This window comes from Streptomyces sp. NPDC090499 (assembly GCF_044769305.1).
Lineage (GTDB): Bacteria > Actinomycetota > Actinomycetes > Streptomycetales > Streptomycetaceae > Streptomyces.
The window spans coordinates 26,113-50,065 of record NZ_JBIVXP010000035.1 but is presented as its reverse complement, the minus strand read 5'-3'; the positions used below and the strand labels follow the sequence as shown (position 1 = coordinate 50,065).

Here is a 23,953-nt window from a genome sequence, read left to right as displayed (position 1 = left end):
CCGACACCATCGGCTTCGCCGTCCACTTCCCCCAGCCCTTCGGCCGCGTCCACATCGAGGACAACTGGGCCACCTGGCACCCCGTCGACGACTGAACCCGGCCCAGCAGCAGACCTTCACGCGCGGGCCGGTCCGGCCCGCGGTGTCCGATCGAGAACCATGAATGGAAGGAGTCGTCCGATGGACGTAAACGAGGCTTTGGAACTGGCGCTGGAACGCGGGGAGACAGGGATCAGCGCGGCCGCCTACGTCGGCGGGGAGTTGGTTGTGAACGTCCAGGCGGGCAAGCTCGCCGACCGGGCCGGGGCAGCGGCCGTGGACGAGACGACACTGTTCCCCGTCTTCTCGGTGACCAAGGCGGTGACGGCGACCGCGGTCCATCTGCAGGCCGAGCGGGGCCTGATCGACTACGACGCGCCGGTCGCCACCTACTGGCCGGAGTACGCGGCCAACGGCAAGGAGACGGTGACCGTTCGCCATGTCCTGACGCACCGGGCGGGTGCCCCGCAGATGCCGTCCGACATCACTCCCGACCGGCTCGGTGACTGGGACTGGGTCGTCGAGCGCCTGGCCCAGGTGGACCCGCGGTTTGCGCCGGGGACGGTGAACGCGTACCAGCCGTACAGCTACGGCTGGATCCTGGGGGAGGTCGTGCGGCGCACGGACCCGGCCGGCCGCGCCTTCGCCGACTTCGTGCAGCAGGAGATCTGCCAGCCCCTCGGCGTCGAGAACTTCTGGCTGGGCCTCCCGGAGTCGGTCGAGCCCCGCGTCGCCGAACTCCACACCCGCGAGAACATCTATCAGCCGGACGCGGGGACGCTCTGGTCCGAGGCCGTACCGCCGTCCGTGTTCTTCACCCCGACGCTCTACAACCGGCCCGAGGTGCACCGAGCGGTCATCCCGGGGGCCGGCGGCATCGCCGACGCCAAGTCCGTGGCACGTATCTTCTCGCTCCTCGCCAACCGGGGCGAGGTCGACGGTGTCCGGCTGCTCTCCGAGAAGCGCGTCCTGTCCCTTCTGGACCCCTCTCCGGGCCTGGGCGAGCTCGACGAGACGTACCGGACACCGGGTGTCCCCACAGGGAACGCCGGCTACTCGATCAACCTGATCCCGTTCATGGCGCCCGGTGGCGAGGGCAAGCGCGCTCTCTGCCAGGCCGGCGCCGGCGGGTCGCTCGGCTGGGCCGACGTGGACACCGGCATTTCGATAGCGATCTGCCACAACCGCATGTTCTACGCCCCGCCCGAGCCCCCGCTGGCGGCCCTCGGCGACGCCCTGTACGAAGCCGCGCTGGCGGCGCGCTGAGCGCGGAGAGCCGCTCCGGCATCTCGGACGCGCCGTTCTGGCCGAGCGACCGACCGGGCCGGAAACCGCTTGGGGCCGGCCGGTGCCACTGTGCCGGCCCGGCGGTGACGAGAAATCAGAAAGCACGGCACGGGGCGGGTCCCTCGGCTCGCCGCCGCTGCATGAAGCCCCGCGCGTGACGCCTGCGGCGCACCGCGGATCCGCATGCCGAGACAAGAGAAAGAGGAAATGACCATGACCGAGAAACTGGAAGACGCTGCCGACCACGTGGCCCTCACCGAACTGGTCCACCGTTACGCCCATCATGTCCATGGACACAGCGACCGCGACGCCGAGTTGACGGCCTCCTGCTTCACCGAGGACGCGGTCTTCGTGTTCGACGGGGGAGAGCCTCTGCGAGTGAGCGATCTCGGACTGGGGGCGATGAGCTCTGTGGATCCCGCGGTCATGAGGAGGACGAACGGGCTCGACCGCATCGACGCGTCCAGCAGCGCCACGACCAACGTGAGTGTCGAACTGCACGGTGACACCGCCACGGTCGAGAGCCTGGCGATCACCACCCTCGTCGGCCAGCGCGACGGCGCGCCGGCCATGCGCGTCCGGGGGATCGGCCTCCGTGACGAGGCGGTCCGTGTCGACGGGGAATGGAAGATCGCCCGTCGCGGTCACGATCTGCTGTGGGCGTTCGCGCCGACACCGGTGGGCCCGGGCGAGTAAGCCCTTACTCGCGGTGGCGGCAAGGGGGTTACCCTTCGACGAACTCCGCGGCGGAGATCTCGGTGACGTCCCGCAGCCGCCAGGTGGCCCGGACGCAAGCGCCCGGGCCACCTTCCGCACGTCCGCGCCCCAACTCTCCGCTGGCCGCGAGTGCGTCGATCGTGCCGCGCCGGCGGAATCCATCAAGGCTGACCTGCCCGAACAGAGTCCGTCGCCGAGTACGCCGTTCCCCGGGCCGCCGTCGGTACGGTCACGAAGTCGGACTGTCCGGTCACCCCAAGCCGAACTGGACCATCGGGTTCGGTTAGGATCGGGGAAGAAACGGACCCAACAGTCCATTTAATGCCCGTACTTGGGAGACAGAAGTCATGGCAGATACGAACGAGGCGAGAACCGTGCCTGTGGGCCGGAGCCTTGCCATCCTGGGCCTGGCGGCGCTCGCCTACTCCTTGGCACAGACCTCCGTGGCGCCGGCGCTGGGCGACATGGCCGTCTCGCTGCACACCAGTGCCCACAACACGACCTGGGCGCTGACCGGTTACCTCGTTGCCGCGGCCGTGCTGACGCCGGTGTTCGGGCGCCTGGGCGACATGTTCGGCAAGCGGCGGCTGCTGGTGATCTCGCTGGCACTGTTCGCCGTCGGCGGCGCGGTGGCCGCGCTCGGCGACAACCTGGCCATGGTCGTGGCCGGGCGGGTGGTGATGGGCGCGGGCGGTGGCATCTTCCCCCTCTGCTTCGGCATCGTCCGCGATGAGTTCGAGCCGGAACGGCGAGCCGGCGCGGTGGGGCTGATCTCCGCCCTCGCCGGGATCGGCGGCGGGCTGGGACTGCTCCTGGGCGGCCTGCTGGTGGACCACACCTCGTACCGCTGGATCTTCTGGGCCGGCACCATGATGGCGACCGCGGCGGCGGTCGCGGCGCGGTTCCTGCTGCCGGAGTCGCCGGTGCGTACCCCCGGCAAGGTGGACCTCGTCGGTACCGTCCTGCTGGGGGCGGGGGTCACCGCCCCGCTGATCGCCATCAGCCAGGCCACGTCGTGGGGCTGGACCAGCGGCCGCACCCTGGGCCTGATCGCCGCCGGCCTGGCGGTCCTGGCGGTCTTCGCCCTCGTCGAGCGGCGCACCGCCGAGCCGCTGGTCGACATGACGGTCTTCACACGCCGGCCGGTGCTGATGACCAACGTCGCCACACTGCTGATCGGCTTCGGTATGTTCGGTGCCTTCCTTCTGATCCCCCAGCTCGTCGAGACGCCCGCGGCGAGTGGGTACGGCTTCGGCGGCGACGCCACCCGGGCCGGGCTGCTGATGCTGCCCGGGTGCCTGACGATGCTGGTGTCCGGTCCGGTGTCCGGCATGCTGACCGCGCGTTTCGGCGGGAAGGTGCCGATGGCGCTGGGTGGTGCCGTCACCGCCACGGGCATGGTCCTGCTCGCCGCCGAGCACGGTTCGCAGGGGGCCGTCCTGGGCTTCACGATGCTCGTCTTCACCGGCATCGGCCTGGCCTTCGCTGCCATGCCGAACCTGATCGTGGACGCCGTCGAGGCGGCCAAGACCGGCGAGGCCACCGGGGTCAACGCCCTCATCCGGTCGGTGGGCTCCTCGCTCGGCACCCAGGTGATCGCCGGCATCCTCGCGCACAGCGTCATCGCGCCGAGCCCCCTGCCCACCGGTCACGCCTACACGGTGTCGTTCGCCGTCGGCGGCGCCGGGGCCCTGGTCGCCGCGGCCGTCGCCCTGCTCATCCCGCGTCCCCGCAGCCACGCCCACGTGTCGGCCCTCGAAGAGATCGGCGCCGCCGCCCCGCTGCCCGAGCCGGCCCTCGCCGCCGACGAGACCCCCCCACGGCACACTTGAGCCCATGCACACGCCCAGAGCCGCACGGCCCGCGCCCGGGGACAGGCCCGGCACGGACTGGTCCGACCGCCGCACCGACGCCCGCCGAAACCACGAGCGCATCGTCGCAGCGGCCCTCCAGGTCTTCGCGGAACGGGGCCTGGAGGCCACCGTCCCCGAGGTCGCCGCCCGCGCCGGTGTCGGCAAGGCGACGGTCTACCGCAGCTATCCGACCAAGGACGACCTGATCCAGGCCGCCATCCGGCACCGGTTCGGCCAGCTTGAGGAACGTACCTGCGCCGCTCTGGCGGAAGCGGACGCCGGCCGGGCCCTCGCCGCGCTCCTGCCCGACATCTTCGAGATGACGGCGGCCAACCGGCTGCTGGCCGAGGTCCTTTACGAGCAGCCCTCCTCGGGATCGACCGATCTTCTGGAACTGCTCGACACCCTCCTGGAGTCGGCCAAGGCACAGGGCGAGATCCGCCCGGACGCCACCGTGACCGACCTCAGAATCCTCGCCGGCGGCTGCACCAAACAGCTGGTGCGACTTGGCATCACGGACCTGGCACAGTGGCGCCGTTACGGCGGCCTCGTCCTGGCCGCCCTCCGCCCGACCTGACCCCTGACTACGAGGTGGGCCGGGGACAACCCCGGCCGCTCGTCGCGCGGCTATCAGGCGGCGAAGTCCTCACCGTGCCAACCCGTCCAGCCGGACGTGGGACCAGATCGCGGCCGCCGCGTTCGGGTTGCTGATCCGAGCCCCCTGCGGCTCTGGAGCGTGCAGGGCGGCCGAACCGGTGCATGGCGCGGGTGGGCACGCAGTTCTCGTGGACAGGAAGCGTGCGCGAGGCCGGTGTTGTGCTACTTGATCTTCTTGCCGCAGATCGGTGTGCCGGCGACGGGGACGAACTTGTCGCCGGTCAGCCGGACCGGGTACAGGCACCCGGCGGGGCCGCCGCCCTCGGCGAACTGCTTGAAGTTGCTGAAGTCGATCTTCGACGGCGCCAGCAGCCCTTCGGCGTCGAAGCTCTTGATGCCGCGCAGCGCGGTCATGAACGACGCACGCGACGGTTTCGGCCCGGCGGCTTTCAGGCCCGCGGCGACGGCGGTCATCCCCATGTAGGCATGCTGCTGTGCGAAGGAGGGGTCGCCGTTGATGCCGACACCGGCGAGTGCCTTCGCGAACTTCCGCGTCGCCGGAGTGTTGGCCTCGATCGGCAGGCCGGCCGAGCCGAACTCGTAACCCTGCGCGGCCTGGACAGCGGCCTTCGACGCGAGGAGGTCACCGCCGTAGCCGGTCGTGAGCATGACCGACTTCAGTTTCACGCCGAGCTGTTTCAGGGCGGCGGCGAGTGCGAACGCGGTGTTGGGCACGACGGGCAGGTAGACGGCGTCGACGCCGGCCTTCTTGATGGCGAGCGCGACGGCGCCCACGTCGGTGGTGCCATAGGGCACCTGGTCGTTGAGGTAGCCGTCCTTCAGGCCGACCGCGGTGCAGGACTCGACCGCGTTCCGTGCCCCCCTCTGCGAAGCTTTCGAGCTGCCGTAACCGATCGAGCCGCAGCTCGTGGCGCCGCGCGACTTCATGTAATCGCCCACGGTGGTACTCACGCCGTCGAGGTCGAAGGTGCCGATCACGCTGAACAGGTTGGTGTTCTTGCTGTCCGTCCACTCCGGTCCGTCGAAGCCACCGCCGACGACGGGAACGCCCTGCTTGAGCAGGTACGGCTCGGCTCCGTAGAAGTTGGACGAGACCTCGACGACGGCGAACACGTGGTCGTTCTGGACGAGTTTCTGAGCCGCGGTCAGCGCGCCGGTCGGGGTCGAGGCCGTGTCGCGCACGACGTACTGGATCTTGTGTCCGGCGATGCCGCCCGCCTGGTTGGCCGCCTCGACGTAGGCCTTGATGCCCTGCTCGGTGGACTTGAAGGCGGAAGCGGCCGGACCTGTCAGGTCGGTGAGAACCCCGAGCTTGATGGTGCCGTCGTCGCCGGCGCCACCGCCACCGGCGGTGGACGAATTCGAATTGCAGCCGCTCAAGGCCACGGTCAGCGCCATCGCCGTTGCTGTCAGGCCGATGACTCTGCTTCTTTTGCTCATGTGTCTGCCTTCCTCGACTCACTTCGGGGGACTGAGGCTGTCGACGAACACGTCGGTGTGGGCAGCACGCCGGCCGGGAGGCCATGCGATCCGGGTCAGGCGCGACGCGAATCCATCAGGGACCGGACGTCCTGCAGCGTGCGAACTGTGTCGGTCAGATGTGTGTACGTGCCGAGACTGCGCAGGCAGTCCCGCGCGAAGAGGTCCGCCTTCGCAAACGGTGCACGTACCAGGTGGGAGCGGCTGCCGACCGCTCACCGTCACGTCGGTCATGCCGGCGTGACGCCGCGGGGGTCGCTGTGGCTGTCGCGGAAACGTGAGCCCGGCGGTCCGTCGCCGGAAGCTCCTTCGACTCGATCATCGCGGGTTCAACTGCCGTCATTGGCGGTCTCCTGCGTCCGTGATGTCCCGGCACGGCCTGCGACCGGGTGGGAAGTGCGCTGACCGTAATGCAGCTCGGCAGCCGTATCGTCGCTCCAACGGCAAGATGTGCCGAAAACGTTACCGTAAGCGTCACGGGTCGGTAACCCCGCCGTGTGTGGCCGTGTGACGTACTTGACACTCGCGCAAGCCGCCATCTACGGTCAGCGGCCATCCCGTAAGTAATACAGTTGCGCGCTCGATGCGCCGAATGCGCGAACCCGCTGAAGCCGGGGGCGCGACACCACTGCTCACAACGATCTCGACACATGACGTCTGCAGCGCCGCCGTCGTCGTATGGCCCGGTGCGCGGACCCGTTTCCGAGGAGCCGTCGTGCTGGCATACATCTTCGCCGGAATAGCGCTCGGGTCGATCTACGCGATCTCGGCAGCCGGGATCGTGGTCACCTACGTGGCGTCAGGAGTGCTGAACTTCGCCTTCGGCGCCTTGGCGTTCGTGCTGGCCCGGTTCTTCTACTACCTCAACACCGAGCACGGCTGGGGAGTGGTCCCCTCGCTGCTGGTGGCGGTGTTCGTGGCCGGGCCGGCGCTCGGTGCGGCCCTGTACCTTCTGCTGTTCCGGCACCTCCAGACGTCATCGCCACTGATCCGGATCGTGTCGACTATCGGTGTGTCGGTCGCACTTCCCGCGGTGGCGGTGACGATCTTCGGGGACGACACCATCACCACGGCACCGGGGCTGGTGCCCGCCCCGGTGCCGTCCTACCGGATCTTCGGTGCGGTCGCGGGCCTCGACCAGATCGTCGCGTTCGGCTGTGTCGTCGGCGTCGTCGTTCTCGGCACGCTGCTGCTCCGCTGCACCGACCTGGGGCTCAAGGTACGAGCCATGGTCGACACCAAGGCACTGACCTCGCTCTCGGGCGTCAACCCGTCGGCGATCTCGATCGGCGTCTGGATGGTGACGACGGCACTCGCCGGCCTGGCCGGAGTGCTGACGGCGCCGAGCACCGGGCTCACGCCGGAGGGCATGACAGCCCTCATGGCGGTGGCCTTCGCCGCGGTGGTCGCGGCGAGACTGGCCAGCCTTGCCACTGCCGTCGGCGTGGCGATGGGTATGGGTGTCCTCACCGACGTCATCCAGAAGTTCCTGCCGTCGGACAGTTCGCTGACGAACGCGATCCTGGTGAGCATCCCGTTCTTCGTGATGGGGGCGTTCCTGATCGTCCACCTCGGGGTCAGCGGGCGGATCGACGAAGCGGCGTCGACCGGTGGCGCGCTGGACAGGGCGATCCGCCCGATGGGGGGCGACGCGGCGAGCACGGCAAGTGGCGCCGCCGCCCTCGGCGCACGGTCGGGCCGGTGGCTCCACCTGCTCGGGCCGGTCCTGGTCGTCGCGCTCTTCGCCCTGCTGCCTCTGCTGCTGCCCGGCCACTGGCTCACCTCGCTCGGGAGCGGGTTCGCGTTCGCCGTGGTCTTCCTGTCCTTCACCGTGGTCGTCGGCGAAGGCGGCATGATCTGGCTGTGTCAGGCCAGCTTCGCCGGCATCGGCGCCATCGCCACCGCCCAGTTCGCCACAAACCACGGCTTCGACCCACTGCTCGCCGTGTTCATGGGCGCGCTGCTGGCCACGCCGATCGGCGTCGTGATCGGCCTGCTGACCATCCGCCTCGGCAATCTGTACGTGGCTCTGGTGACCCTCACCGTCGGGCTCCTGGCCGAGACGCTGATCTTCACGCGTGACCTCTTCTCCCAGAGCGGACTGGGCGTCGCGGTGACCCGGCCGGGCTTCATCTCCGGCGATCGTTCCTTCGCCTATTTCACCCTGGCGGTGTTCGTCGTGCTGGCCGTCATCGTCGTGGGCATGCGGAGATCGACCACCGGGCTCGCGCTGGCGGCGATCCGCTCAAGCGAACCGGGCGCCCGCACCCTAGGGCTGAGTGTCCTCGGCATGAAGCTGCTGGTCGCCGCGTTCAGTACCTTCATCGCGGCGGTCGGCGGCGGCCTGCTCGCCTTGAACTACGAGTCGGCCATGCCGACTTCCTACGCGACCTTCGGCGGACTCATATGGCTCGCGGTGCTGGTGACGATCGGGCTTCGATCGACCACCGCCGCGATCCTCGCCGGCCTCAGCTTCACGTTGCTGCCGGATGTCTTCCAGACGTACCTGCTCCCTGAATGGGGCAACGTGCCCACCATCCTGTTCGGCCTCGGGGCCGTCATGGTCGCCGTCAACCCGGACGGTCAGATCGCGATGCACGCGCGTCAGGTGCAGGCCTTGCTGGTCAGGATCGCGGCGCGGCGGAGGTCCGGCGACGGATCCGGGCCGCCGCCACAGCCCCCGGCACCGCCTGGAGCGGCGTCTTCGGACGTGCCCGGCCTGCTGAAGGGGACCACGCCATGAGCGCCCCGGCCCAATCGATCCCCGCGGCTGCGAACGAAACCGCGCCGCGCATGGAGTGCCACGACGTCACGGTGCGATTCGGCGGTGTCGTGGCGCTGGACTCGGTCTCGCTGACGGTGCCGCCGGCAGCGATCGTCGGCCTGGTCGGCCCGAACGGCGCGGGCAAGAGCACGCTGTTCTCGGTGCTGTCCGGTCTGCGCCGTCCCACCTCGGGCCGGGTCCGGTTCGAGGGCACCGACATAACGTCGTTGCCGGCCCACCGCCGCGCCCGGCTCGGACTGGCGCGAACGTTCCAGCATCCGGAGGTGTTCTCCGCGCTGACCGTCCGCGAGCACGTCATGCTCGCCCACCGCGTCAGCACCCGGCGTTCGAGCGTCTGGACCGACATGTTCACCGGCCGCGGGCTCTGGCGCGCCGACGCCGACGAGGTCGAGCGCGTCGACGCCCTGCTGGAGGCGCTCGACCTCACCGCCATCGGTCACCTGCCGGTCGCCGGCCTGTCGCTCGGCATGACCCGGCTTGTGGAACTCGCGCGCGCCCTTGCCGCCAATCCGAAGGTCCTGCTGCTCGACGAGCCCTCTTCAGGCCTCGACCAGCAGGAGACCGAGCAGGTCATGCAGGTCTTCCGGCTCGCCGTCGAGCGGCGAGGCGTGTCGCTTGTCCTGGTCGAGCACGACGTGTCGATGGTGCTGGGCCTGTGCGGTCATGTCCACGTCCTGGACTTCGGACTCAGCATCGCTGCCGGCACGCCCGACGAGATCCGCGACGACGCGGCCGTCCGTGCGGCCTACCTCGGCGAGGACGTCGAGTCCCCGACGGAACCCAGCTCGGAGGAACAGGAATGAACGAGCCACTGCTGTCCGTCCGGGACATGCGGGTCCGCTACGGCCAGGCTCTCGCCCTTGACGGCGTGTCCCTCGACCTGGAACAAGGGCGCGTGCTCGCCGTGCTCGGCCCCAACGGTGCCGGCAAGAGCACACTCGCCCGCGCCGTGAGCGGGCTCGTCCCCGTCGCGTCCGGCTCGGTGCGGTTCGGTGGGTCCGACATCACGAAGCAGGCGGCGCACCGGGTGCGCCGCGAGGGACTGGTGTACCTGCCGGAGGGGTCCGGCGTCTTCCCCGGGCTCACCGTCGCGGAGAACCTGCGCATGGCCGCCGCCCTCCTGCCCCGGGGGCGCCGTCGTGCGGCCGTCGACGAGGCGCTGCAGATCTTCCCGGCCCTGGCGCGGCGCCGCGGAACCCGAGCGGGCATGCTCTCCGGCGGCGAGCGGCAGATGCTGTCGCTCAGCCGTGGGCTAGTTCTCTCACCCAAGCTGATCATCGCCGACGAGATGTCTCTCGGTCTCGCGCCGATGATGGTCGACATGGTGTTCGGCGCGCTCGACCGGCTGCGCGGCGCGGACGTCACCATCGTGCTCATCGAGCAGTTCGTGCACCGCGCGCTGCGGTTCGCCGACGACGCCGTCCTGCTCTCGCGCGGGCGCGTGGCCTGGCGGGGGCCGGCGGACAGTGCGCAGCAGGAGGTTCTCGCGCGCTATCTGGGCGAGGCCGCCGTCGCCTGACCGCAGGGTGGTTTCTCCCTCGACCTGGGCATGTCACACGGACGCGCGGCCTTCGGCCCGGCGCTCGGGTCGCAGTACCCAGCTCGTGCAGCGCGCAGACCGGCCTGATGACGCGATGGGTGTGCCCCCTTCTCGCGCAGTCGGGCGTAGCTCTGCCTGCCCAGCACCTGCAGCAACCTTTCCACCTCCCCAGTCCGTGACTCCTTGCCGATCCGACATCGCCGGAAGCCTGAGCTGGCCATCTACTTCAGTCTATGATAGTTATGAAGTGAAGGGTTCAGGCCATAACTAGATGGCCGTCGGCTCCGGACGGCGTGGGGTTGCTCATCGCCGATGTTTGTCAGGAACGGGAGTACACGCATGAAGGCATTCAAGACCACGACCCACAGCTCAACGCGGGCGAGCATTGGCACGCCGGTCGGCTCGGCGGTCATGGAGGACCTGATCGATCAGCCGGGTCCGGTCGAGATCAGGACGGTCGCCGCGGACTGGGAGGTCCCGCTGTCGGGAGTGCTCAACCTGAAGCACCCGAAAGCTGTTCAGGCGGGCCTGAAGGACCGCAAGGAGGCGATCAAGATCTACGCCCACGTCGTACGGCATCCCACGCACGGTTTCTTTCTGGTGGACACGGGTGTCTCCCGGCAGTTCGTGGAGGACCCCGCCGGCGAGGGGGTCGGATGGGTGATGAGGAAGTTCCAGGCCATCGACAAGATGAAGGCCCAGGAGAGCACTTCCGAGATCATTGAAGCGGAGGGCGTTCCTCTGAACGGGGTCTTCATGACCCATCTGCATCTTGACCACGTCTCCGGACTGCCCGACATTCCGAAGGACGTCCCGATCTACACGGGCGCCGACGAACCGGAGGCGACACTCTTCCTGAACCTGATCGCCCAGGGGACGAACAACAACCTCCTCGACGGCAGGCCTCCGCTGCAGGAGCTCCAGTTCGCCAAGGACCCGGACGGCAGGTTCGAAGGGGTGAACGACGTCTTCGGCGACGGCTCGTTCTTCGCGATCCTGACCCCGGGGCACACCACGGGACACCTCTCCTTCGTCGCCCGCACCCCGGCGGGTCCCGAGCTCCTGACCGGCGATGTGTGCCACACGCGCTGGGGCTGGGAGAACGACGTCGAGCCCGGCACCTTCCTGGCCGAGCGCCAGCCCAGCATCGACAGCCTGCTCAAGCTGAAGGCGCTGAGCAAGCGCCACCCGAACATGACCGTGAAGCTGGGACACCAGCCGTAAGCCCGGACACGCCGCGACATGCGGTCGGCCGAGCGAGCGTGCCACAACGCCGAGATGCCCTTGCGTGACAGGAGAACCGCAGCCGTTCAAGGCTGCGATCCCCGCCGCCACCAAGGGCATCCAGCGTATGCAACTGCCCCGTGCTGTGCCGACCCGCAAGGTGCAGTCGCCCGGCGCCACCGTCCTCGAACGTATCGGTGCCGCTCTTACCCGTGGTTCAGACCGTCTTGATCGTGCCGCCGTCGATGACGTAGTCGGCGCCGGTGATGTTGCCGGCCACGTCGGACAGGAGGAACACGATCAGGGCCGCCACTTCGTCGGCCTCGGTCATACGGCCGGTCGTGATGTTCTGGTCTTTCGGGACCCGCTGGATGAACTCGGCGAGGGTCTGACCTGCTGCGGCGGCCCACTTGGCGACCGGGCGGTCCGGGTCCTCGAAGGCGGAAGTGCGCGTCGCTCCGGGGGAGATGGTGTTCACGCGGACGCCCTGGGGGCCGAACTCCTCGGACAGGGCCTTGCCGAGCGCGGTGAGTGCCGCCTTGGCCGTGCTGTAAGGAGCCGGGGCGTAGCCAGGCGTCCGGGCGACGGTGGAGGAGATGTTGACGATCGCTCCGCGGCGCTCGATCAGGCTGGGCAGGGCCGCGCGCGTGGTCCGGACGGCACTGAGCAGGTTGATGTCGAACGTGCGGGTCCACTCGGTGTCATCGGCGGCGAGGAAGCCGAGCGCCGCCGCGTCCCCACCTCCGACGTTGTTGACCAGCAGGTCGATGCCGCCCAGTTCGACGAGAGCGGCGTCGATGAGGGCGGAGACCCCTTCCGCTGTGCTCAGGTCGGCCGACACCGCGTATGCGCCGGTCTCCTTCAGTTCGGGTGTGATGGTGCGGGCGGCGCCTACGACCCGGACGCCTTCGCCGGTCAGGGTGCGGACGGTGGCGAGTCCGATGCCCTTGCTTGCGCCGGTGACGACGGCGGTCTTGTCGGTGAGGTTGAGATTCACGGCACTCCAATTTCTGAGCTTCTGAACTATGAGTACGGATTTACAGAACGCGGGTGGCGAGACAGCTGCCGAGCCCTCGACCGGATGGCCGAGGACGGATCAACGGCTGTCAGGCGCCGACCGGGTGCCAGACCCGCCGGCCTTCGTCGACACGGACGCGGCCGAACACCCGGTCGCCGAAGTGGATGCCGAAGCCGATGGTGTCGGGCTCGAGGAGCTCGTCGACGAGGCTGCGACGCAGGCCGATGGACTGTGCGCGGTCGTGGTCGGCGGGGACCTCCCACAGTGGGTGAGTGAGCTGGACCGGGGAGTGGAAGGCGTCGCCGAAGGCGATGACCCGCTGCCCGCCCGCGTCGATGACGTAGGCGGCGTGTCCCACGGTGTGGCCGGGGGTGAGCATGACGGACGCCGGGGAAGATCTCCTCGCCGTCGGCCACGGTGCGCACCTGCGGCTCCATTGCCTTGATGATGTCGCCCATGCCCTGTGCCTCGGCGTGGTGGCGCTGGGTCCACTCGGGTTCGGCGATGAGGTAGGCGGCGCCTGTGAAGGCGGGCCGGTCGCTGCCGGGGGCGGGGTGCCAGGCCCATCCGACGTGGTCGTGGTGCAGGTGGGTGATCGCGACCGCCTCGATGTCGGCGGGGTCGCGGCCGAGGGCGGCGAGGCTGTCCAGCAGTCGGCCGCCCGTGACCGTGCCGAAGGGGTTGAGCGGCGGTCCGACCTCGATCGGGCCCATCCCGGCGTCGATGAGCAGCGCACGGCCGTCGCGTTCCACGAGCAGCCCGCCGATGCTGCCGACCAGATTCCCGGACTCGTCGAGGTGCCTGGAGTACTGCGCCCAGTCGTCGTCGGTGGATTCCGGCAACCAGAGCCGGGCATTGAGCAGGCCCACGCCGTCCGGTACGAAGCTCAGCCTGGTGTCGCCGAGCGTCAAGGTCCGGATGCCCGGCGGCTGCTCGGCCAGGTGCGATGTCGTCTCCGGCATGAATATGATCTCCATGTCATTATCCATCAAAAAGATATGGCTATATCTATCATGGCTTGAACGAGTTGGTTAAACTGGGGTTATGACGACATGGGATTCGCAGACGGCGGCGCGGTGGTGGGAGCTGGGCAAGCTGGTGCACGAGCTCGACATGCAGAACAACGCGCGGCTACGTGAGCGCGTGGCCAAGATCGGCCTCACCATCGCGCAGGCCACGGCGCTGCGCGAGCTGACGGGTCCCATGACCCTGAGCGAACTGGCCGTGCGGCTGAGCTGCGAGCCGTCGAACGCCGTTGTCGTGATCGACAAGCTGGAGAGCCAGCGGCTGGTCGAACGGCGTCCCCACCCCACCGACCGCCGGGCCAAACAGCTCAGCCTCACGCCCGAAGGTGTCGAGCGGGAAGGAATGCTGAGATTCCTGTGCGAGGAACCTCTGGTGACGGGTCTGACCCAGTGGGAGCAGGACGTGCTGCGGGACCTGCTGCAGCGAGCCATATCCGCTGCTGAAACCCCCAACATCTGAGCCTGGACCTGCGGGGACCTCGGCGTTCCTCAGCGCGCCAAACATGATGAGCGGGCATGCTCGGGGCTGTTTCGAGGACCGACGCAGCTTCCGAGTGGGCTTGATCCGCTTTGACGGACACGAAGATCAGGGGCTTTGGCCCCAGAAGGATGATGTCCATCATGGAGAGCATGGGGAAGAAGAAGCCGCGTCCTCGCCGCTCGGTCACGCCGGAGTTCAAGGCCGCGATCGTCGAGCTGAGCCGACGCGATGACCGCTCAATTGGTCCGGTCCCCAAGGATTTCGACCCGACAGAGACCGCGGTACGCGACTGGCTCAGGCAGGCCGAGGTCGATGCCGGCGAGCGTGACGGCCTGACCAGCAGCGAACGCGAGGAACTGGCCCAGCTGCGGCGGGAGAACCGCCGACTGCGGGAGGACGTGGAGATCCTCAAGCGGGCCACGGCTTTCTTCGCGAAGGCGACCCGGTGACGGTGCACCCGTTCATCGAGGCGGAGAAGCAAGCAGGCCACAGCGTCAAACGGGCGTGTGAACTGCTCAAGGTCTCCCGAGCCGCCTTCTACGCCCGCCGCACCAGCACACCCGGTCCCCGGGCCGTGCAGGACACGGAGCTGATCGAACAGATCACCGCCGTCCACGCCCGGTCCGGGGGCACCTACGGTGCCCTGCGCATCCACGCCGTCCTCAAGCGTGAGGGGCCTGCGGCCGCAGACGCATCGCCCGGCTGATGCGAGCCGCCGGGCTCGCCGGCCGTCACGTCGCCGACGACACCGCACCACGATCCTCGCCCCGTACCGGTCGCCCGCCCGGACCTGGTTCTGCGAGACTTCCGGCCCGACCCGACCGTGACGGATGCCCGCTGGTGCGGCGACATCACCTACATCCCCACCGACGAGGGCTGGCTCTACCTGGCCACCGTCATCGACATCGCCTCCCGCTCGGTGGTCGGCTGGGCCACCGCCGACCACTGCGCACCGAACTGGTCGCCAACGCCCTGCGAGCCGCCTGCCACCAGTGCCGCCCCGCGGGGCCGGGCCGGTGTTGCATCCACTGGTTGAACCTGGTCAATACACCAGCCATGAACTCGCCTTGCTGGCAAGCGAGTTCGGCACCCTCGGCGCCATGCAGCTCAACAAGCCGCCGAGACCACGATGAACGCCCCCTCCGGTGCTGCACAGCTGGCGATCTGCGTGGCTCCCTTCCGGTAAGGCATGATCTAGCCATGACCACCTCAGGCCCTTCCGGAGCGCGGATCCGCGTCCTGATCGCCGACGACCAGGAGATGGTCCGTACCGGCTTCCGCTTCTTCCTCAGCGCCCAGCCCGACATCACCGTGGTGGCCGAGGCCGCCGATGGTGAGGAGGCCGTGGCGCTGGCACGGCGGGAGCGGCCGGACGTGTGCCTGCTGGACATCCGGATGCCGAAACTGGACGGGCTGGAGGTGACCCGGCTGCTCGCGGGGCCCGACGCGGCGCACCCGATGCGGGTCGTCGTGGTCACGACCTTCGACCTCGACGAGTACGTGTACGCGGCCCTGCGCGGCGGCGCGTGCGGATTCCTGCTCAAGGACTCCGGGCCCGCCCTCCTCGCGGAGGCGGTGCGTGCTGCCGCGGCGGGCGACTCGCTGATCTCGCCGTCGATCACGGTCCGGCTGCTTAAGCATGTCACCGCGCCGCGGACCACTGGCGCCGCGTCGGCGAGGCCCACCCTGCCCACGGAGCCCCTCACCGACCGCGAACTCGACGTCGTACGCTTGGTTGCCCTCGGCCGTACGAACGCAGAGATCGCCGCCGCCCTCTACGTCTCCCTGTCCACGGTCAAGACGCATCTGTCCAGCGCTCAGGTGAAGCTGTCCACCCGGAACCGCGTCGAGATCGCCGCCTGGGCCTGGCAGTACGGGTACGTGCAGCCCGGCGGCTGACGCGCCAGAGCTTCTCGGAGACGGTTACCCGAACGGTCGGGAACGGCTGGTGAACCGTCGGGGACGGCGCTGAGCTGGGGACACCCGTCGCGTCCACAGGAGCAGCCCGTCCCCGTGCCTACTGTGGCCATCAACGCCGCGCTCAGAGCCCACCGCGGCACCCGTTGCGGCGAACACATCGATGCCTTTGGTCGCCACGTGGAGGCTCAAGGCGAACGCCGAGGCGTTGACGGCACAAACCAGCGTGTGGTCCTCGGCGCTGAGCACGTATGCGATCCGGAACGCGAACGAGGACCCGGGGCCCCAGCGGCGCTATCGCCGGTAGGCGAACACGCCTCCGATCATCATCGCCCCGATGACTGTCGTCCCCGCCAGCCTTCTGTCGCTGAGCCGTATCACACAGCGCCGCCGCGATGAATTCGTATTCGGCCAAGGCAACGAACACTCCGCGCCGCCCCACGGCCCACAGCAGCAACGACCCAACAGCGGAGCCACGACCGGGGCCCGGCAAACTACTGAGTGCCCTCCTCGAAGGAGCCAAGGAGCAGAGCTTGACTCGCCCGTACGCCAGTATCACCGACGTCAAAATCCTGGCGGGTGGCTGCGCCGAACAGTTGGAGAGACCGGGCATCACGGACCCCGCCCGATGGCGCCGTTGCGCAGACCTCGCCCTGGCCGCTTTCCGCCTCGCATGACCGCTCTCGGCTCCGGCGGCCGGCGCACCGCGAGGCAGGAAAGCGGTCGTTCGGACGGCGCTCCCAGCGCGGGTGACCCACCGTCCTGGCGGGGCTCGGCCGCAGCCGGGGAACGTTTCCTACCGTCGGGGTGGGATCAGTCCGCCATCCGAGCCGGGCCCTCGGTCACCTTCCGCAGTAGTGGCCTGCTGCCGGTGATCGCGGCGAGCATGGCCAGCGCGCCCACGGCCACGCAGAGCACCAGTTGCCCGGCGCCGGAGGCGTTGATTGTGGTGCCGGCCGCTTTGTTCAGCTGTATGGCCCCGAACGCACCCATCGCGGTGGTGCCGCCGGCGAGAACGGCCAGCGGGATGACGGTCTCGCGGGTCCGGGCCCGGTCCAGGACTTCCAATGGGGTGCCGGCCAGTCGTAGCAGGCCATACACCCGACGCCGGTCGAGGACGTTCGCGGCCGCCGTGAGGCCGGCGGAGGCAGCCGCGACGAGGAAGCTCAGAACGAGGGTGGCAGTGCTGACGGTGGCGAGGCGGGCGGTGACCGTGTCGTCGGGGGCGGACACGTATTCCTGCGTGAAGGGGTACCTGCCCGACCCGAGGGGCGTCAGGGCGGTGACGGCGGTGTCGATGCTCTCCTGCCCTCCGGAGACCTGGGCCGTCACGCCAGGGGGACCGCCCAGCAGGCTGAAGTACTCCTCCTCGCTCGTGACGGTGACGGTAGCCGTGACGCCCGCCCGGTGCAACGCCGTACGGGCCTCGGTGGCGGTGTGCCGGGCGTCGGCGGCGTTGGCGGTGATCACCGCGACCTGGCCCTGGTGGCTCGGGCCTTCGGAGCCCAGCGAGCTGATGGAGAAGAACCCGGCCACGAACCCGGCGAGCACCAGGCCGCTGACGGTGCGCCAGGCCGCGCCCGGGTCGTCGCTGAGCCGACGCGCGGCCAGCAGCGTGTCCGGGCGCTTGGCACGACGGCCCACGATCCGGCCCAGCCGGTCCACGACCCAGGGGCCGAACAGCCAGAACGCGCCGTAGAAGAGCGCCAGCAGGACGAGCAGTTGCCGGGCCTTGAGCTGGCCGCCGTCGCCTGTGGTTGCCCAGATGATGAGCAGGACGGCGACGAACAGCAATAGGCGGATCGCGCGGGTGCGGCGCGGGGCGGCCTGCTGGGCGACGCCCAGAGGCGAGGTGGCCACCTGGCGCAGCATCGTCACGGCGCTCACGGTGATGAGCGCCGTGACCGCCAGCACCACTGTCGCGAGCCACGCAGGCCCCACCCACAGTCGGCCCGTGTACCAGGAGCCGACGCCGTAGGGGAGTTCGGCAAGCGCGGGCAGCAGCGCGGTGTAGGCGAGCGCGCCCGCCAGGGCGCCGGCCGCGCCGACCGCGGCAGCCTCGGCGGCGGTCATGGCGAGGATCTGCCGCGGGGTCGCCCCGGCCAGCCGCAGTGCGGCGAGCCGCTGTTCGCGCCGGGCCGCGCCGAGCCGTCCGGCGGCCGAGGCCAGCACGACAACCGGCATGACGAGCAGCACCACGCCCAGCAGCACGGTCCCCTGGTCGGCGCCGGTGAACACGCTCGCCCTGGTGGAGGAGAACCCGGAGACGAGTGCGCGTTCGGTCAGGTCCGCGTCGTAGTAGTTCTGGTTTCCGGCGGCCTTGGAGACGGCCGCGTCGCCCGGCGCCCGTCCGACCACCGCGACCAGTTCGTCGGGCGAGGCGAGACCGGCGGCGCCGATCATGCCGTAGGACGTCACCTTCGGGAAGCGGTCGGCGAGCTGGCCGGCTGGGAGCTTGTGCAGCAGCCCGGCCAGAGCCGGGGAGACGTACACCTGGCCCTGCTTCGGGAAGCCGCTCAGGCCGGGCGGGGCGGGGGTCTGCTTGCGGTCGGGCAGCTGGGCGAGGTTGACCACGGTGACCGGTTCATGGCGGACGTAGGTGATGGTCGTGGCCTGGACGGCGGTGGCCTTCGTCGCCGCTACGGCGTCGGGGGTACGCCAGGTGGTGTGATCGGCGCGGGCGCCCGCCCCCAGTGCGGTGGCGATCATCACCAGCAGGAGGAACGAGCCGACGGCGGCGGCCCCGGCGGCGAGCAGTTGGGACTGCAGGCCGCGGCGGCCGGAGGACCTGGCGAGGTGCCAGGTGAGGGGCAGGACAGGCGAACGCATGGGGACTCCGGAGGTCTTCGGGCGAGATGGGTCGGATCAGGCGACGGTGTACTGGCTGTGGCCGCTGATCCGGCCGTCGCGGACCTGGAGGATGCGGCCGCAGTGGGCGGCGACGTCGGCGTCGTGGGTGACGAGGACCAGGGCGGCGCCCGTGTCCCGGGTGGCGAAGGTCAGCAGCTGGATCACCTCCCTGCTGGTGTGCTGGTCCAGGGCGCCGGTGGGCTCGTCGGCGAAGACCACGTCCGGCTCGATGGCCAGGGCGCGGGCGATCGCCACACGCTGGGCCTGGCCGCCGGAGAGCTGGCCGGGGCGGCGGTGCTCCAGCCCGTCCAGACCCAGCGGCGCGAACCAGCGGCGGGCACGGGCGACGGCCTCGAGCCGTGGCATGCCCTCCAGCATCAACGGCAGCGCCACGTTCTCCTCGGCGGGCAGCTCCGGCAGCAGCTGGCCGAACTGGAAGACGAACCCGAACCGCTTGCGACGCAGCGCGCTGAGCCGGTTCTCGCCCAGCTTGTCGATGCGCCCCCAGCCTTCGGCCGGGGAAACCCCCATCTCGCTTCGCTCGCCACGCAGCAGCACCTGGCCCTCGTCCGGGCGGATGATCCCGGCCAGGACGTGCAGCAACGTGGACTTGCCCGACCCTGACGGGCCCATGATGGCCAGCGAGTCGCGCTCGGCGACCTCGACATCCACGCCCCCCAGGGCGGTGGTCGGGCCGTACTTCTTCACCAGGCCGTATCCGGCCAGAACGGTGCTCATGATGTGCGATCCCTTCTCAGCGCTCGAACGTCCAGGTGACGCGCTTGGCGTCGGCCTTGACCACACGCACGGGGATATCGACGGTCCCGCCGTCTCGCTTCGCGCCGGTGCAGGTGAGAGTGGCCCCCGCCACGGCCTTGAGTCCGCTCGGGCACGTCACACCCGCGAGCTTGTCGCCGACCCAGGGCAGCGGGTGGTACTTGCTCTCGGTGCGGCCCGCGACGATGTCGGCCGCAAGCACCTTGTGCCCGTCCACCGAGGCCGTGCTGAACCTGTCCAGGCTGCTGGTCGACTCGGTGCCCGAGAGCAGATACGTACCGAGGCCGCCCAGCGCGACCACGGCGGTCGCGCCACCGACGACGCCGACGAGAAACTTGCTCCGCTCCATCGCGTACTCCTGATGTCCGTGGTGAGGATGCGGCTCCACCCTCGCCCGCGGGCCCGCACGCGCGCCTCGGCCGAACGGCCGTGAGCGCGGGCGGGCTCCTCGGCCGTCCGGCCGATCCCGCTGGCGGGGTTCTGCCCTACGGTGATCGGCATGAAGTCCGTTTCCGCCCGGGGCTGCGCCCGTTACTTCGCCGCCGGTCTCCTGGTCGCCGCAGCTGTCGTGGACGTCGTTCTCTACGCGGGCTCCGACTCCCAAGCAGCGAGCGTCCTGCCGGGGCTGGAACCCTTCTGGCAGACCCTGGCCGTGGTGCTCGTCGGGCTGACCTGCGTGCTGTGGCCGGCCCGACGGCGGCCCGAGTGGTTCACGCCCCAGGTGCGCACCGCCGTGCCCGCACTCGCCTCGGTCCTCCTCACAGCCGCTTCGCTGCTGGTCCCGGGCGAGGTCGTGCTCGGCCCGGGCGAGATGATGATCCTGCTGTGCCTGCTCTTCATCGCGGTACGGCACTGTCCGTCGCGCTGGGCAGTGGTGTGCGGTGTCCTCGACGCGGGCGCGCTGCTCACCCTGCCGGTACGCGGCGACGTGACGCTGAGCAGTGACCTGACGGGTCTGGAGATGATCGGCCTGCTACTGGTCGGCCTGGTCGCCGGACTCGCGGGCTATCTGCGCTCGATGGACTACCGCCGCACCGTCGCCGTCAGCGAGACCCGCCGCGGCGAACGCCTGGCCATCGCCGCCGACCTGCACGACTTCGTCGCCCACCATGTGACCGGCATCCTCGTGCAGACCCAGATGGCCCGCATGATGGCCACCACCCAGCCGCAGGAACTGGACCCCGTCCTGGCCGGCATCGAGCGCGCAGCTACCGAGGCCCTCGCCTCCATGCGCCGCACGGTCGGGGTGTTGCGCGACACCGGTTCCGCAACGGCCGACCGCCGCCCGGTCGGCGACCTCGCGGGCATCGCCGAACTGGTCGAGGGCTTCGCGATGCCGGGTCAGAAGGCCGTCCTGAGCCGTGACCGCACGGTGGCCGACGACCTCCCCCACGAGGTGCAGGCCGCCGCCTTCCGGGTCGTGCAGGAGGCGCTGACCAACGTCCGTCGGCATGCTGCCGACGCCGCGCACATCGAGGTCCGCCTACGGGACGACACCGGCCGCCTGGAGGTGTCGGTGGCCGACGACGGCCGCGGCGGCACCCAGCTCCCGGCCGCCGCGCACGGCGGAGGCTTCGGCCTCGTGGGCCTGAAGGAGCGAGTGACCGCACTGGGCGGCGAACTGCACGCCGGACCGCGGGGCGGCGCGGGGTGGGAGGTTCGGGCGGTGTTTCCGGCACGGAGACCCTGAGGGCGCCTACTCGCGTCGGCCTCCCTTCGTGAGACCGCCCGTCCTCCAACTGCGTCCGGCCGTTCCGCTGCAGGAGACGGCTGCCCCTCGGACTCAGGCGCGGCCGGCTTTCGAAGCGGACGGCTCGGGTGTGGGCTCGGGCCGGCCGGCGATGGGGCCGGAAGGGATCGTCCGGCGGCCGGCGCGGAGATGGCCGTTCGGACGAGGCCGACGCCGGGGCTCTGGCCGTTTGGCCGAGGCGTCGCCGAGCCGGGCGATCAGAGAGTGGGGGTGGGCGCCGTCGCCCCCCTGTCCGCAGCGGTAAGTCCGCACTCAAGAAGGACGTTTCCATGCCCCGCATCACCCGCGTAGTCGCTCTCGCCGCCGCCGGCCTGCTCGCCGCCCTTTCCCTGGCCGAGGCCCAGGGAGCGACCACCGCCCGGCCCCCGGTCGCGGACCACACCTCCAGTCTCACCCGCTACTACGCCCAGCGCCCGGCATGGCACCGGTGCGACGCCCCTGGTGCCCCCGCCTCCTACCAGTGCGCCACCATCACCGTCCCTGTCGACTACGCCCGCCCCGACGGCCCGACCCTGCGCCTGCGGATCTCGCGGCTGCGCACCAGCACGCCTGGCGAGCGGCACGGCGTGCTGCTGTCCAATCCCGGCGGCCCGGGAAACCGCGGCCTGGGCAACCCCCTCTCCCTCAAGGACGCCCTGGCCAAGAGCGTCCTGCAGCGTTACGACCTGATCGGCTTCGACCCGCGCGGCCTGGGCGCCAGCAGCCCCCTGCGCTGCGGTCTGACACAGGACCAGGCGGACGACACGGAGCCCTACCGCCCCTACCGTGCCGCCACGTTCGCCAAGGACACCGCGGACGCCCGTGACGTCGCCGCCAAGTGCACCACCCGTAACGGAAGCCGGGTCCTGCCCTACATCAACACCCGCAACACCGCCCGGGACATGGACGTCATCCGCGGTGTACTGGGGGAGAAGAAGCTCTCCTATCTCGGCTGGTCCTACGGAAGTTATCTCGGCGCCGTCTACACCCAGCTCTTCCCGCGGCACAGCGACCGCATCGTGCTCGACAGCGCACCCGACCCGAACCGGTTCGGCAGGGGCACGGTCCTGGACATGGCGGCCGGGGCCGAGCCCGCCTTCGAGGACTTCAGTCGCCTGATCGCCCGCCGCGACGGCACCTACCACCTCGGTGACACGCCCGCGAAGGTCCGCGCCGCCTTCTGGCAGCTGATCGCCCGCGCCGACAGCACACCGCTGCTGTACCAGGGCGACGACCCCGAACACCAGGGCGAAGCCCTCACCGGCACCGACATCCGCTCCTGGCTGCGCCCCTACTTCGCCGCCGCCCCTTACCAGGCCGCCCACGAGATCACCGCCCTCCGCACCTCCCGCCCCACCAACCGAGCCACCCGCCCGAGCACCGGCCCCGCGGACGTGACGACCGACAACAGCGTCGGCCTCAACTGGGCCATCACCTGCGCCGACAACACCAAGTCCTGGCCCCGCGACCCGGCCCGCTACCAGCGCGACGCCCGCAGCACGAGCTCCCGCCACCCCCTCTACGGGGACTTCGCCGCCAACATCACCCCGTGCGCCTTCTGGCCCCGCGGCTCCGAACCGGCCACCCACGTCGACAACACCGTCGGCGCCCTCGTCGTACAGAACCAGTGGGACCCGCAGACCCCGCTGCCCGGTGGCCGCGCCATGCACCGCGCCCTGCACGGCTCGCGTCTGGTGTACGTCCGTGGCGGCCGCGGCCACGCCGTCTACGGCTTCCCTGGCGCCCCCACCTGCGTCACCCGCACCGTCGACGCCTACCTCACCGGCGGACGGCTGCCGGCCGCCGACGTCACCTGCGCCTCCTGAGACGGGGATTGCGGCACGCGGTTCTCCCGACGACGCACCTCGCCGAAGCGACGCGCGAGAGGACCGCGGGCCCAGAACCCAGGGGCGGCACCAAACGTCCGGGCGGCTCAGACTCCCTTCAACAGGCCGGCCTCGTGCGCGAGGATCGCCGCCTGGACCCGGTTGGCACAGCCCAGCTTGGCCAGGATGCTGCGCACGTGCGTCTTGACGGTGCCCTCGCCGAGGTGGAGCCTTCCGCCGGCGTCGGCGTTGGAAAGGCCCAGTCCGACCAGGGCCAGCACGTCCCGTTCGCGTGCGGTCAGCATGTCCACCCGCCGCCGCGCCTCGGCGGCCCGCCGAGCGTTCGTGACCACGTGCTGTTCGATGAGGCCGCGAGTGATACGCGGGGAGAGGATCGCCTCACCGCTCGCCGCCACGCGCACCGCCTGGATGAGCTCCTGCGGGCCGCTGTCCTTGAGGACGAAGCCAGCGGCCCCGGCGGCGAGCGCCCGGGTGACGTACTCGTCCTCGCCGAACGTGGTCAGCATGACGACCCGGACCGCCGGGGCCAGGCCGGCCAGTGTCTCGGCGGCGGCGAGACCGTCCGTGCCCGGCATGCGGATGTCCATCAGCACCACGTCGACGCGGTGGCGGACGACGAGATCGACGGCCTCCGATCCGTTGACGGCCTCCGCGACCACGTCGATGTCGCCGGCATGCCCCAGGATGAGGCGCAGGGCCACCCGCAGCAGTGCCTCGTCGTCGGCCAGCAAGACCCTGATGGGCTCGGTCGGTTGCTTACTCATGCG

Annotated in this window: 22 protein-coding genes and 1 pseudogene; 15 read left to right on the top strand and 8 right to left on the bottom strand. The window is 70.1% G+C overall.

What is annotated here, in order from left to right; genetic code table 11:
* The first annotated feature begins 180 nt into the window (after positions 1-180).
* The 4 genes from ACIQVL_RS50300 to ACIQVL_RS50285 all read left to right on the top strand — a co-directional run bounded on the left by ACIQVL_RS50300 (position 181) and on the right by ACIQVL_RS50285 (position 4,473).
* Positions 181-1,305 carry a serine hydrolase domain-containing protein gene (locus ACIQVL_RS50300; protein WP_403479132.1) on the top strand — a complete coding sequence of 375 codons (1,125 nt, stop codon included), beginning with the start codon at positions 181-183 and terminating at the stop codon, positions 1,303-1,305.
* Between the two features lie 234 nt (positions 1,306-1,539).
* Positions 1,540-2,022, top strand: coding sequence for a nuclear transport factor 2 family protein (locus tag ACIQVL_RS50295; RefSeq protein ID WP_403479131.1), 483 nt, complete (start codon positions 1,540-1,542; stop codon positions 2,020-2,022).
* 368 nt (positions 2,023-2,390) lie between these two features.
* Positions 2,391-3,875 carry an MFS transporter gene (locus ACIQVL_RS50290; protein ID WP_403479130.1) on the top strand — a complete coding sequence of 495 codons (1,485 nt, stop codon included), beginning with the start codon at positions 2,391-2,393 and terminating at the stop codon, positions 3,873-3,875.
* Between the two features lie 4 nt (positions 3,876-3,879).
* On the top strand, positions 3,880-4,473 hold the full coding sequence (locus tag ACIQVL_RS50285; RefSeq protein ID WP_403479129.1) for a TetR/AcrR family transcriptional regulator: 594 nt from the start codon (positions 3,880-3,882) through the stop codon (positions 4,471-4,473).
* 242 nt (positions 4,474-4,715) lie between these two features.
* On the opposite strand, the gene ACIQVL_RS50280 is transcribed toward ACIQVL_RS50285, so the two are convergent.
* The gene (locus ACIQVL_RS50280; RefSeq protein ID WP_403479128.1) at positions 4,716-5,954 is read right to left on the bottom strand and encodes an ABC transporter substrate-binding protein; all 1,239 of its coding nucleotides are present in this window, start codon (positions 5,952-5,954) and stop codon (positions 4,716-4,718) included.
* A gap of 754 nt (positions 5,955-6,708) precedes the next feature.
* Between ACIQVL_RS50280 and ACIQVL_RS50275 the strand changes: the two genes are divergently transcribed.
* The 4 genes from ACIQVL_RS50275 (at position 6,709) to ACIQVL_RS50260 (ending at position 11,542) form a co-directional block, all read left to right on the top strand.
* Positions 6,709-8,736 carry a hypothetical protein gene (locus ACIQVL_RS50275; protein WP_403479127.1) on the top strand — a complete coding sequence of 676 codons (2,028 nt, stop codon included), beginning with the start codon at positions 6,709-6,711 and terminating at the stop codon, positions 8,734-8,736.
* Positions 8,733-9,581, top strand: coding sequence for an ABC transporter ATP-binding protein (locus ACIQVL_RS50270; protein WP_403479126.1), 849 nt, complete (start codon positions 8,733-8,735; stop codon positions 9,579-9,581). Before ACIQVL_RS50275 ends, ACIQVL_RS50270 begins: the two co-directional genes overlap by 4 nt.
* On the top strand, positions 9,578-10,297 hold the full coding sequence (locus ACIQVL_RS50265; protein WP_403479125.1) for an ABC transporter ATP-binding protein: 720 nt from the start codon (positions 9,578-9,580) through the stop codon (positions 10,295-10,297). The genes ACIQVL_RS50270 and ACIQVL_RS50265 overlap by 4 nt, the downstream gene beginning before the upstream one ends.
* 360 nt (positions 10,298-10,657) lie before the next feature.
* Positions 10,658-11,542, top strand: coding sequence for an MBL fold metallo-hydrolase (locus ACIQVL_RS50260; protein ID WP_403479124.1), 885 nt, complete (start codon positions 10,658-10,660; stop codon positions 11,540-11,542).
* Positions 11,543-11,759: 217 nt separating this feature from the next.
* Here ACIQVL_RS50260 and ACIQVL_RS50255 read toward each other — a convergent pair whose 3' ends face one another.
* From ACIQVL_RS50255 to ACIQVL_RS50245, 3 genes and pseudogenes are all read right to left on the bottom strand, one after another.
* Positions 11,760-12,539, bottom strand: coding sequence for an oxidoreductase (locus ACIQVL_RS50255; RefSeq protein WP_403479123.1), 780 nt, complete (start codon positions 12,537-12,539; stop codon positions 11,760-11,762).
* 109 nt (positions 12,540-12,648) lie between these two features.
* Positions 12,649-12,939, bottom strand: coding sequence for a hypothetical protein (locus ACIQVL_RS50250; protein ID WP_403479133.1), 291 nt, complete (start codon positions 12,937-12,939; stop codon positions 12,649-12,651).
* A 235-nt stretch (positions 12,940-13,174) separates the two neighbouring features.
* Positions 13,175-13,273 (bottom strand): annotated as a pseudogene (locus ACIQVL_RS50245) (MBL fold metallo-hydrolase); the annotation flags it as partial.
* Between the two features lie 331 nt (positions 13,274-13,604).
* On the opposite strand from ACIQVL_RS50245, the gene ACIQVL_RS50240 reads away from it, so the two are divergent.
* From ACIQVL_RS50240 to ACIQVL_RS50220, 5 genes are all read left to right on the top strand, one after another.
* On the top strand, positions 13,605-14,045 hold the full coding sequence (locus ACIQVL_RS50240; RefSeq protein WP_403479122.1) for a MarR family winged helix-turn-helix transcriptional regulator: 441 nt from the start codon (positions 13,605-13,607) through the stop codon (positions 14,043-14,045).
* A 161-nt stretch (positions 14,046-14,206) separates the two neighbouring features.
* Positions 14,207-14,515 carry a transposase gene (locus ACIQVL_RS50235; protein WP_403479121.1) on the top strand — a complete coding sequence of 103 codons (309 nt, stop codon included), beginning with the start codon at positions 14,207-14,209 and terminating at the stop codon, positions 14,513-14,515.
* On the top strand, positions 14,512-14,772 hold the full coding sequence (locus ACIQVL_RS50230; RefSeq protein WP_403479120.1) for an IS3 family transposase: 261 nt from the start codon (positions 14,512-14,514) through the stop codon (positions 14,770-14,772). The genes ACIQVL_RS50235 and ACIQVL_RS50230 overlap by 4 nt, the downstream gene beginning before the upstream one ends.
* A gap of 117 nt (positions 14,773-14,889) precedes the next feature.
* Positions 14,890-15,102, top strand: a complete 213-nt coding sequence (locus tag ACIQVL_RS50225; RefSeq protein WP_403479119.1) for a DDE-type integrase/transposase/recombinase — start codon at positions 14,890-14,892, stop codon at positions 15,100-15,102.
* Positions 15,103-15,266: 164 nt separating this feature from the next.
* The gene (locus tag ACIQVL_RS50220) at positions 15,267-15,965 is read left to right on the top strand and encodes a response regulator (protein ID WP_403479118.1); all 699 of its coding nucleotides are present in this window, start codon (positions 15,267-15,269) and stop codon (positions 15,963-15,965) included.
* Between the two features lie 831 nt (positions 15,966-16,796).
* Here the strand turns inward: ACIQVL_RS50220 and ACIQVL_RS50215 are convergent.
* Genes ACIQVL_RS50215 through ACIQVL_RS50205 form a run of 3 tightly spaced genes read right to left on the bottom strand, consistent with a single transcriptional unit; the run spans position 16,797 to position 19,959 of the window.
* A complete protein-coding gene (locus ACIQVL_RS50215) occupies positions 16,797-18,812 on the bottom strand; it encodes an FtsX-like permease family protein (RefSeq protein ID WP_403479117.1) in 2,016 nt (671 codons plus the stop codon).
* 36 nt (positions 18,813-18,848) lie between these two features.
* Positions 18,849-19,571, bottom strand: coding sequence for an ABC transporter ATP-binding protein (locus tag ACIQVL_RS50210; protein WP_403479116.1), 723 nt, complete (start codon positions 19,569-19,571; stop codon positions 18,849-18,851).
* Positions 19,572-19,587: 16 nt separating this feature from the next.
* Positions 19,588-19,959: a DUF4333 domain-containing protein gene (locus tag ACIQVL_RS50205; RefSeq protein WP_403479115.1), complete on the bottom strand. Its 372-nt coding sequence runs from the start codon at positions 19,957-19,959 to the stop codon at positions 19,588-19,590.
* Positions 19,960-20,109: 150 nt separating this feature from the next.
* On the opposite strand from ACIQVL_RS50205, the gene ACIQVL_RS50200 reads away from it, so the two are divergent.
* Both ACIQVL_RS50200 and ACIQVL_RS50195 read left to right on the top strand, forming a co-directional pair.
* On the top strand, positions 20,110-21,300 hold the full coding sequence (locus tag ACIQVL_RS50200) for a sensor histidine kinase (RefSeq protein ID WP_403479114.1): 1,191 nt from the start codon (positions 20,110-20,112) through the stop codon (positions 21,298-21,300).
* 329 nt (positions 21,301-21,629) lie between these two features.
* Positions 21,630-23,165 carry an alpha/beta hydrolase gene (locus ACIQVL_RS50195; RefSeq protein ID WP_403479113.1) on the top strand — a complete coding sequence of 512 codons (1,536 nt, stop codon included), beginning with the start codon at positions 21,630-21,632 and terminating at the stop codon, positions 23,163-23,165.
* A 107-nt stretch (positions 23,166-23,272) separates the two neighbouring features.
* Here ACIQVL_RS50195 and ACIQVL_RS50190 read toward each other — a convergent pair whose 3' ends face one another.
* A complete protein-coding gene (locus ACIQVL_RS50190) occupies positions 23,273-23,950 on the bottom strand; it encodes a response regulator (protein ID WP_403479112.1) in 678 nt (225 codons plus the stop codon).
* Positions 23,951-23,953: the final 3 nt, after the last annotated feature.

What these genes read in the sequence shown, in the direction of transcription:
- ACIQVL_RS50260 (WP_403479124.1), top strand. Translation starts at nt 10,658, where the DNA reads ATGAAGGCATTCAAGACCACGACCCACAGCTCAACGCGGGCGAGCATT.
- ACIQVL_RS50190 (WP_403479112.1), bottom strand. Translation starts at nt 23,950, where the DNA reads ATGAGTAAGCAACCGACCGAGCCCATCAGGGTCTTGCTGGCCGACGAC.
- ACIQVL_RS50265 (WP_403479125.1), top strand. Translation starts at nt 9,578, where the DNA reads ATGAACGAGCCACTGCTGTCCGTCCGGGACATGCGGGTCCGCTACGGC.
- ACIQVL_RS50300 (WP_403479132.1), top strand. Translation starts at nt 181, where the DNA reads ATGGACGTAAACGAGGCTTTGGAACTGGCGCTGGAACGCGGGGAGACA.
- ACIQVL_RS50235 (WP_403479121.1), top strand. Translation starts at nt 14,207, where the DNA reads ATGGAGAGCATGGGGAAGAAGAAGCCGCGTCCTCGCCGCTCGGTCACG.
- ACIQVL_RS50285 (WP_403479129.1), top strand. Translation starts at nt 3,880, where the DNA reads ATGCACACGCCCAGAGCCGCACGGCCCGCGCCCGGGGACAGGCCCGGC.
- ACIQVL_RS50280 (WP_403479128.1), bottom strand. Translation starts at nt 5,954, where the DNA reads ATGAGCAAAAGAAGCAGAGTCATCGGCCTGACAGCAACGGCGATGGCG.
- ACIQVL_RS50210 (WP_403479116.1), bottom strand. Translation starts at nt 19,571, where the DNA reads ATGAGCACCGTTCTGGCCGGATACGGCCTGGTGAAGAAGTACGGCCCG.
- ACIQVL_RS50290 (WP_403479130.1), top strand. Translation starts at nt 2,391, where the DNA reads ATGGCAGATACGAACGAGGCGAGAACCGTGCCTGTGGGCCGGAGCCTT.
- ACIQVL_RS50205 (WP_403479115.1), bottom strand. Translation starts at nt 19,959, where the DNA reads ATGGAGCGGAGCAAGTTTCTCGTCGGCGTCGTCGGTGGCGCGACCGCC.
- ACIQVL_RS50270 (WP_403479126.1), top strand. Translation starts at nt 8,733, where the DNA reads ATGAGCGCCCCGGCCCAATCGATCCCCGCGGCTGCGAACGAAACCGCG.
- ACIQVL_RS50195 (WP_403479113.1), top strand. Translation starts at nt 21,630, where the DNA reads ATGCCCCGCATCACCCGCGTAGTCGCTCTCGCCGCCGCCGGCCTGCTC.
- ACIQVL_RS50295 (WP_403479131.1), top strand. Translation starts at nt 1,540, where the DNA reads ATGACCGAGAAACTGGAAGACGCTGCCGACCACGTGGCCCTCACCGAA.
- ACIQVL_RS50240 (WP_403479122.1), top strand. Translation starts at nt 13,605, where the DNA reads ATGACGACATGGGATTCGCAGACGGCGGCGCGGTGGTGGGAGCTGGGC.
- ACIQVL_RS50200 (WP_403479114.1), top strand. Translation starts at nt 20,110, where the DNA reads ATGAAGTCCGTTTCCGCCCGGGGCTGCGCCCGTTACTTCGCCGCCGGT.
- ACIQVL_RS50215 (WP_403479117.1), bottom strand. Translation starts at nt 18,812, where the DNA reads ATGCGTTCGCCTGTCCTGCCCCTCACCTGGCACCTCGCCAGGTCCTCC.
- ACIQVL_RS50220 (WP_403479118.1), top strand. Translation starts at nt 15,267, where the DNA reads ATGACCACCTCAGGCCCTTCCGGAGCGCGGATCCGCGTCCTGATCGCC.
- ACIQVL_RS50250 (WP_403479133.1), bottom strand. Translation starts at nt 12,939, where the DNA reads ATGCTCACCCCCGGCCACACCGTGGGACACGCCGCCTACGTCATCGAC.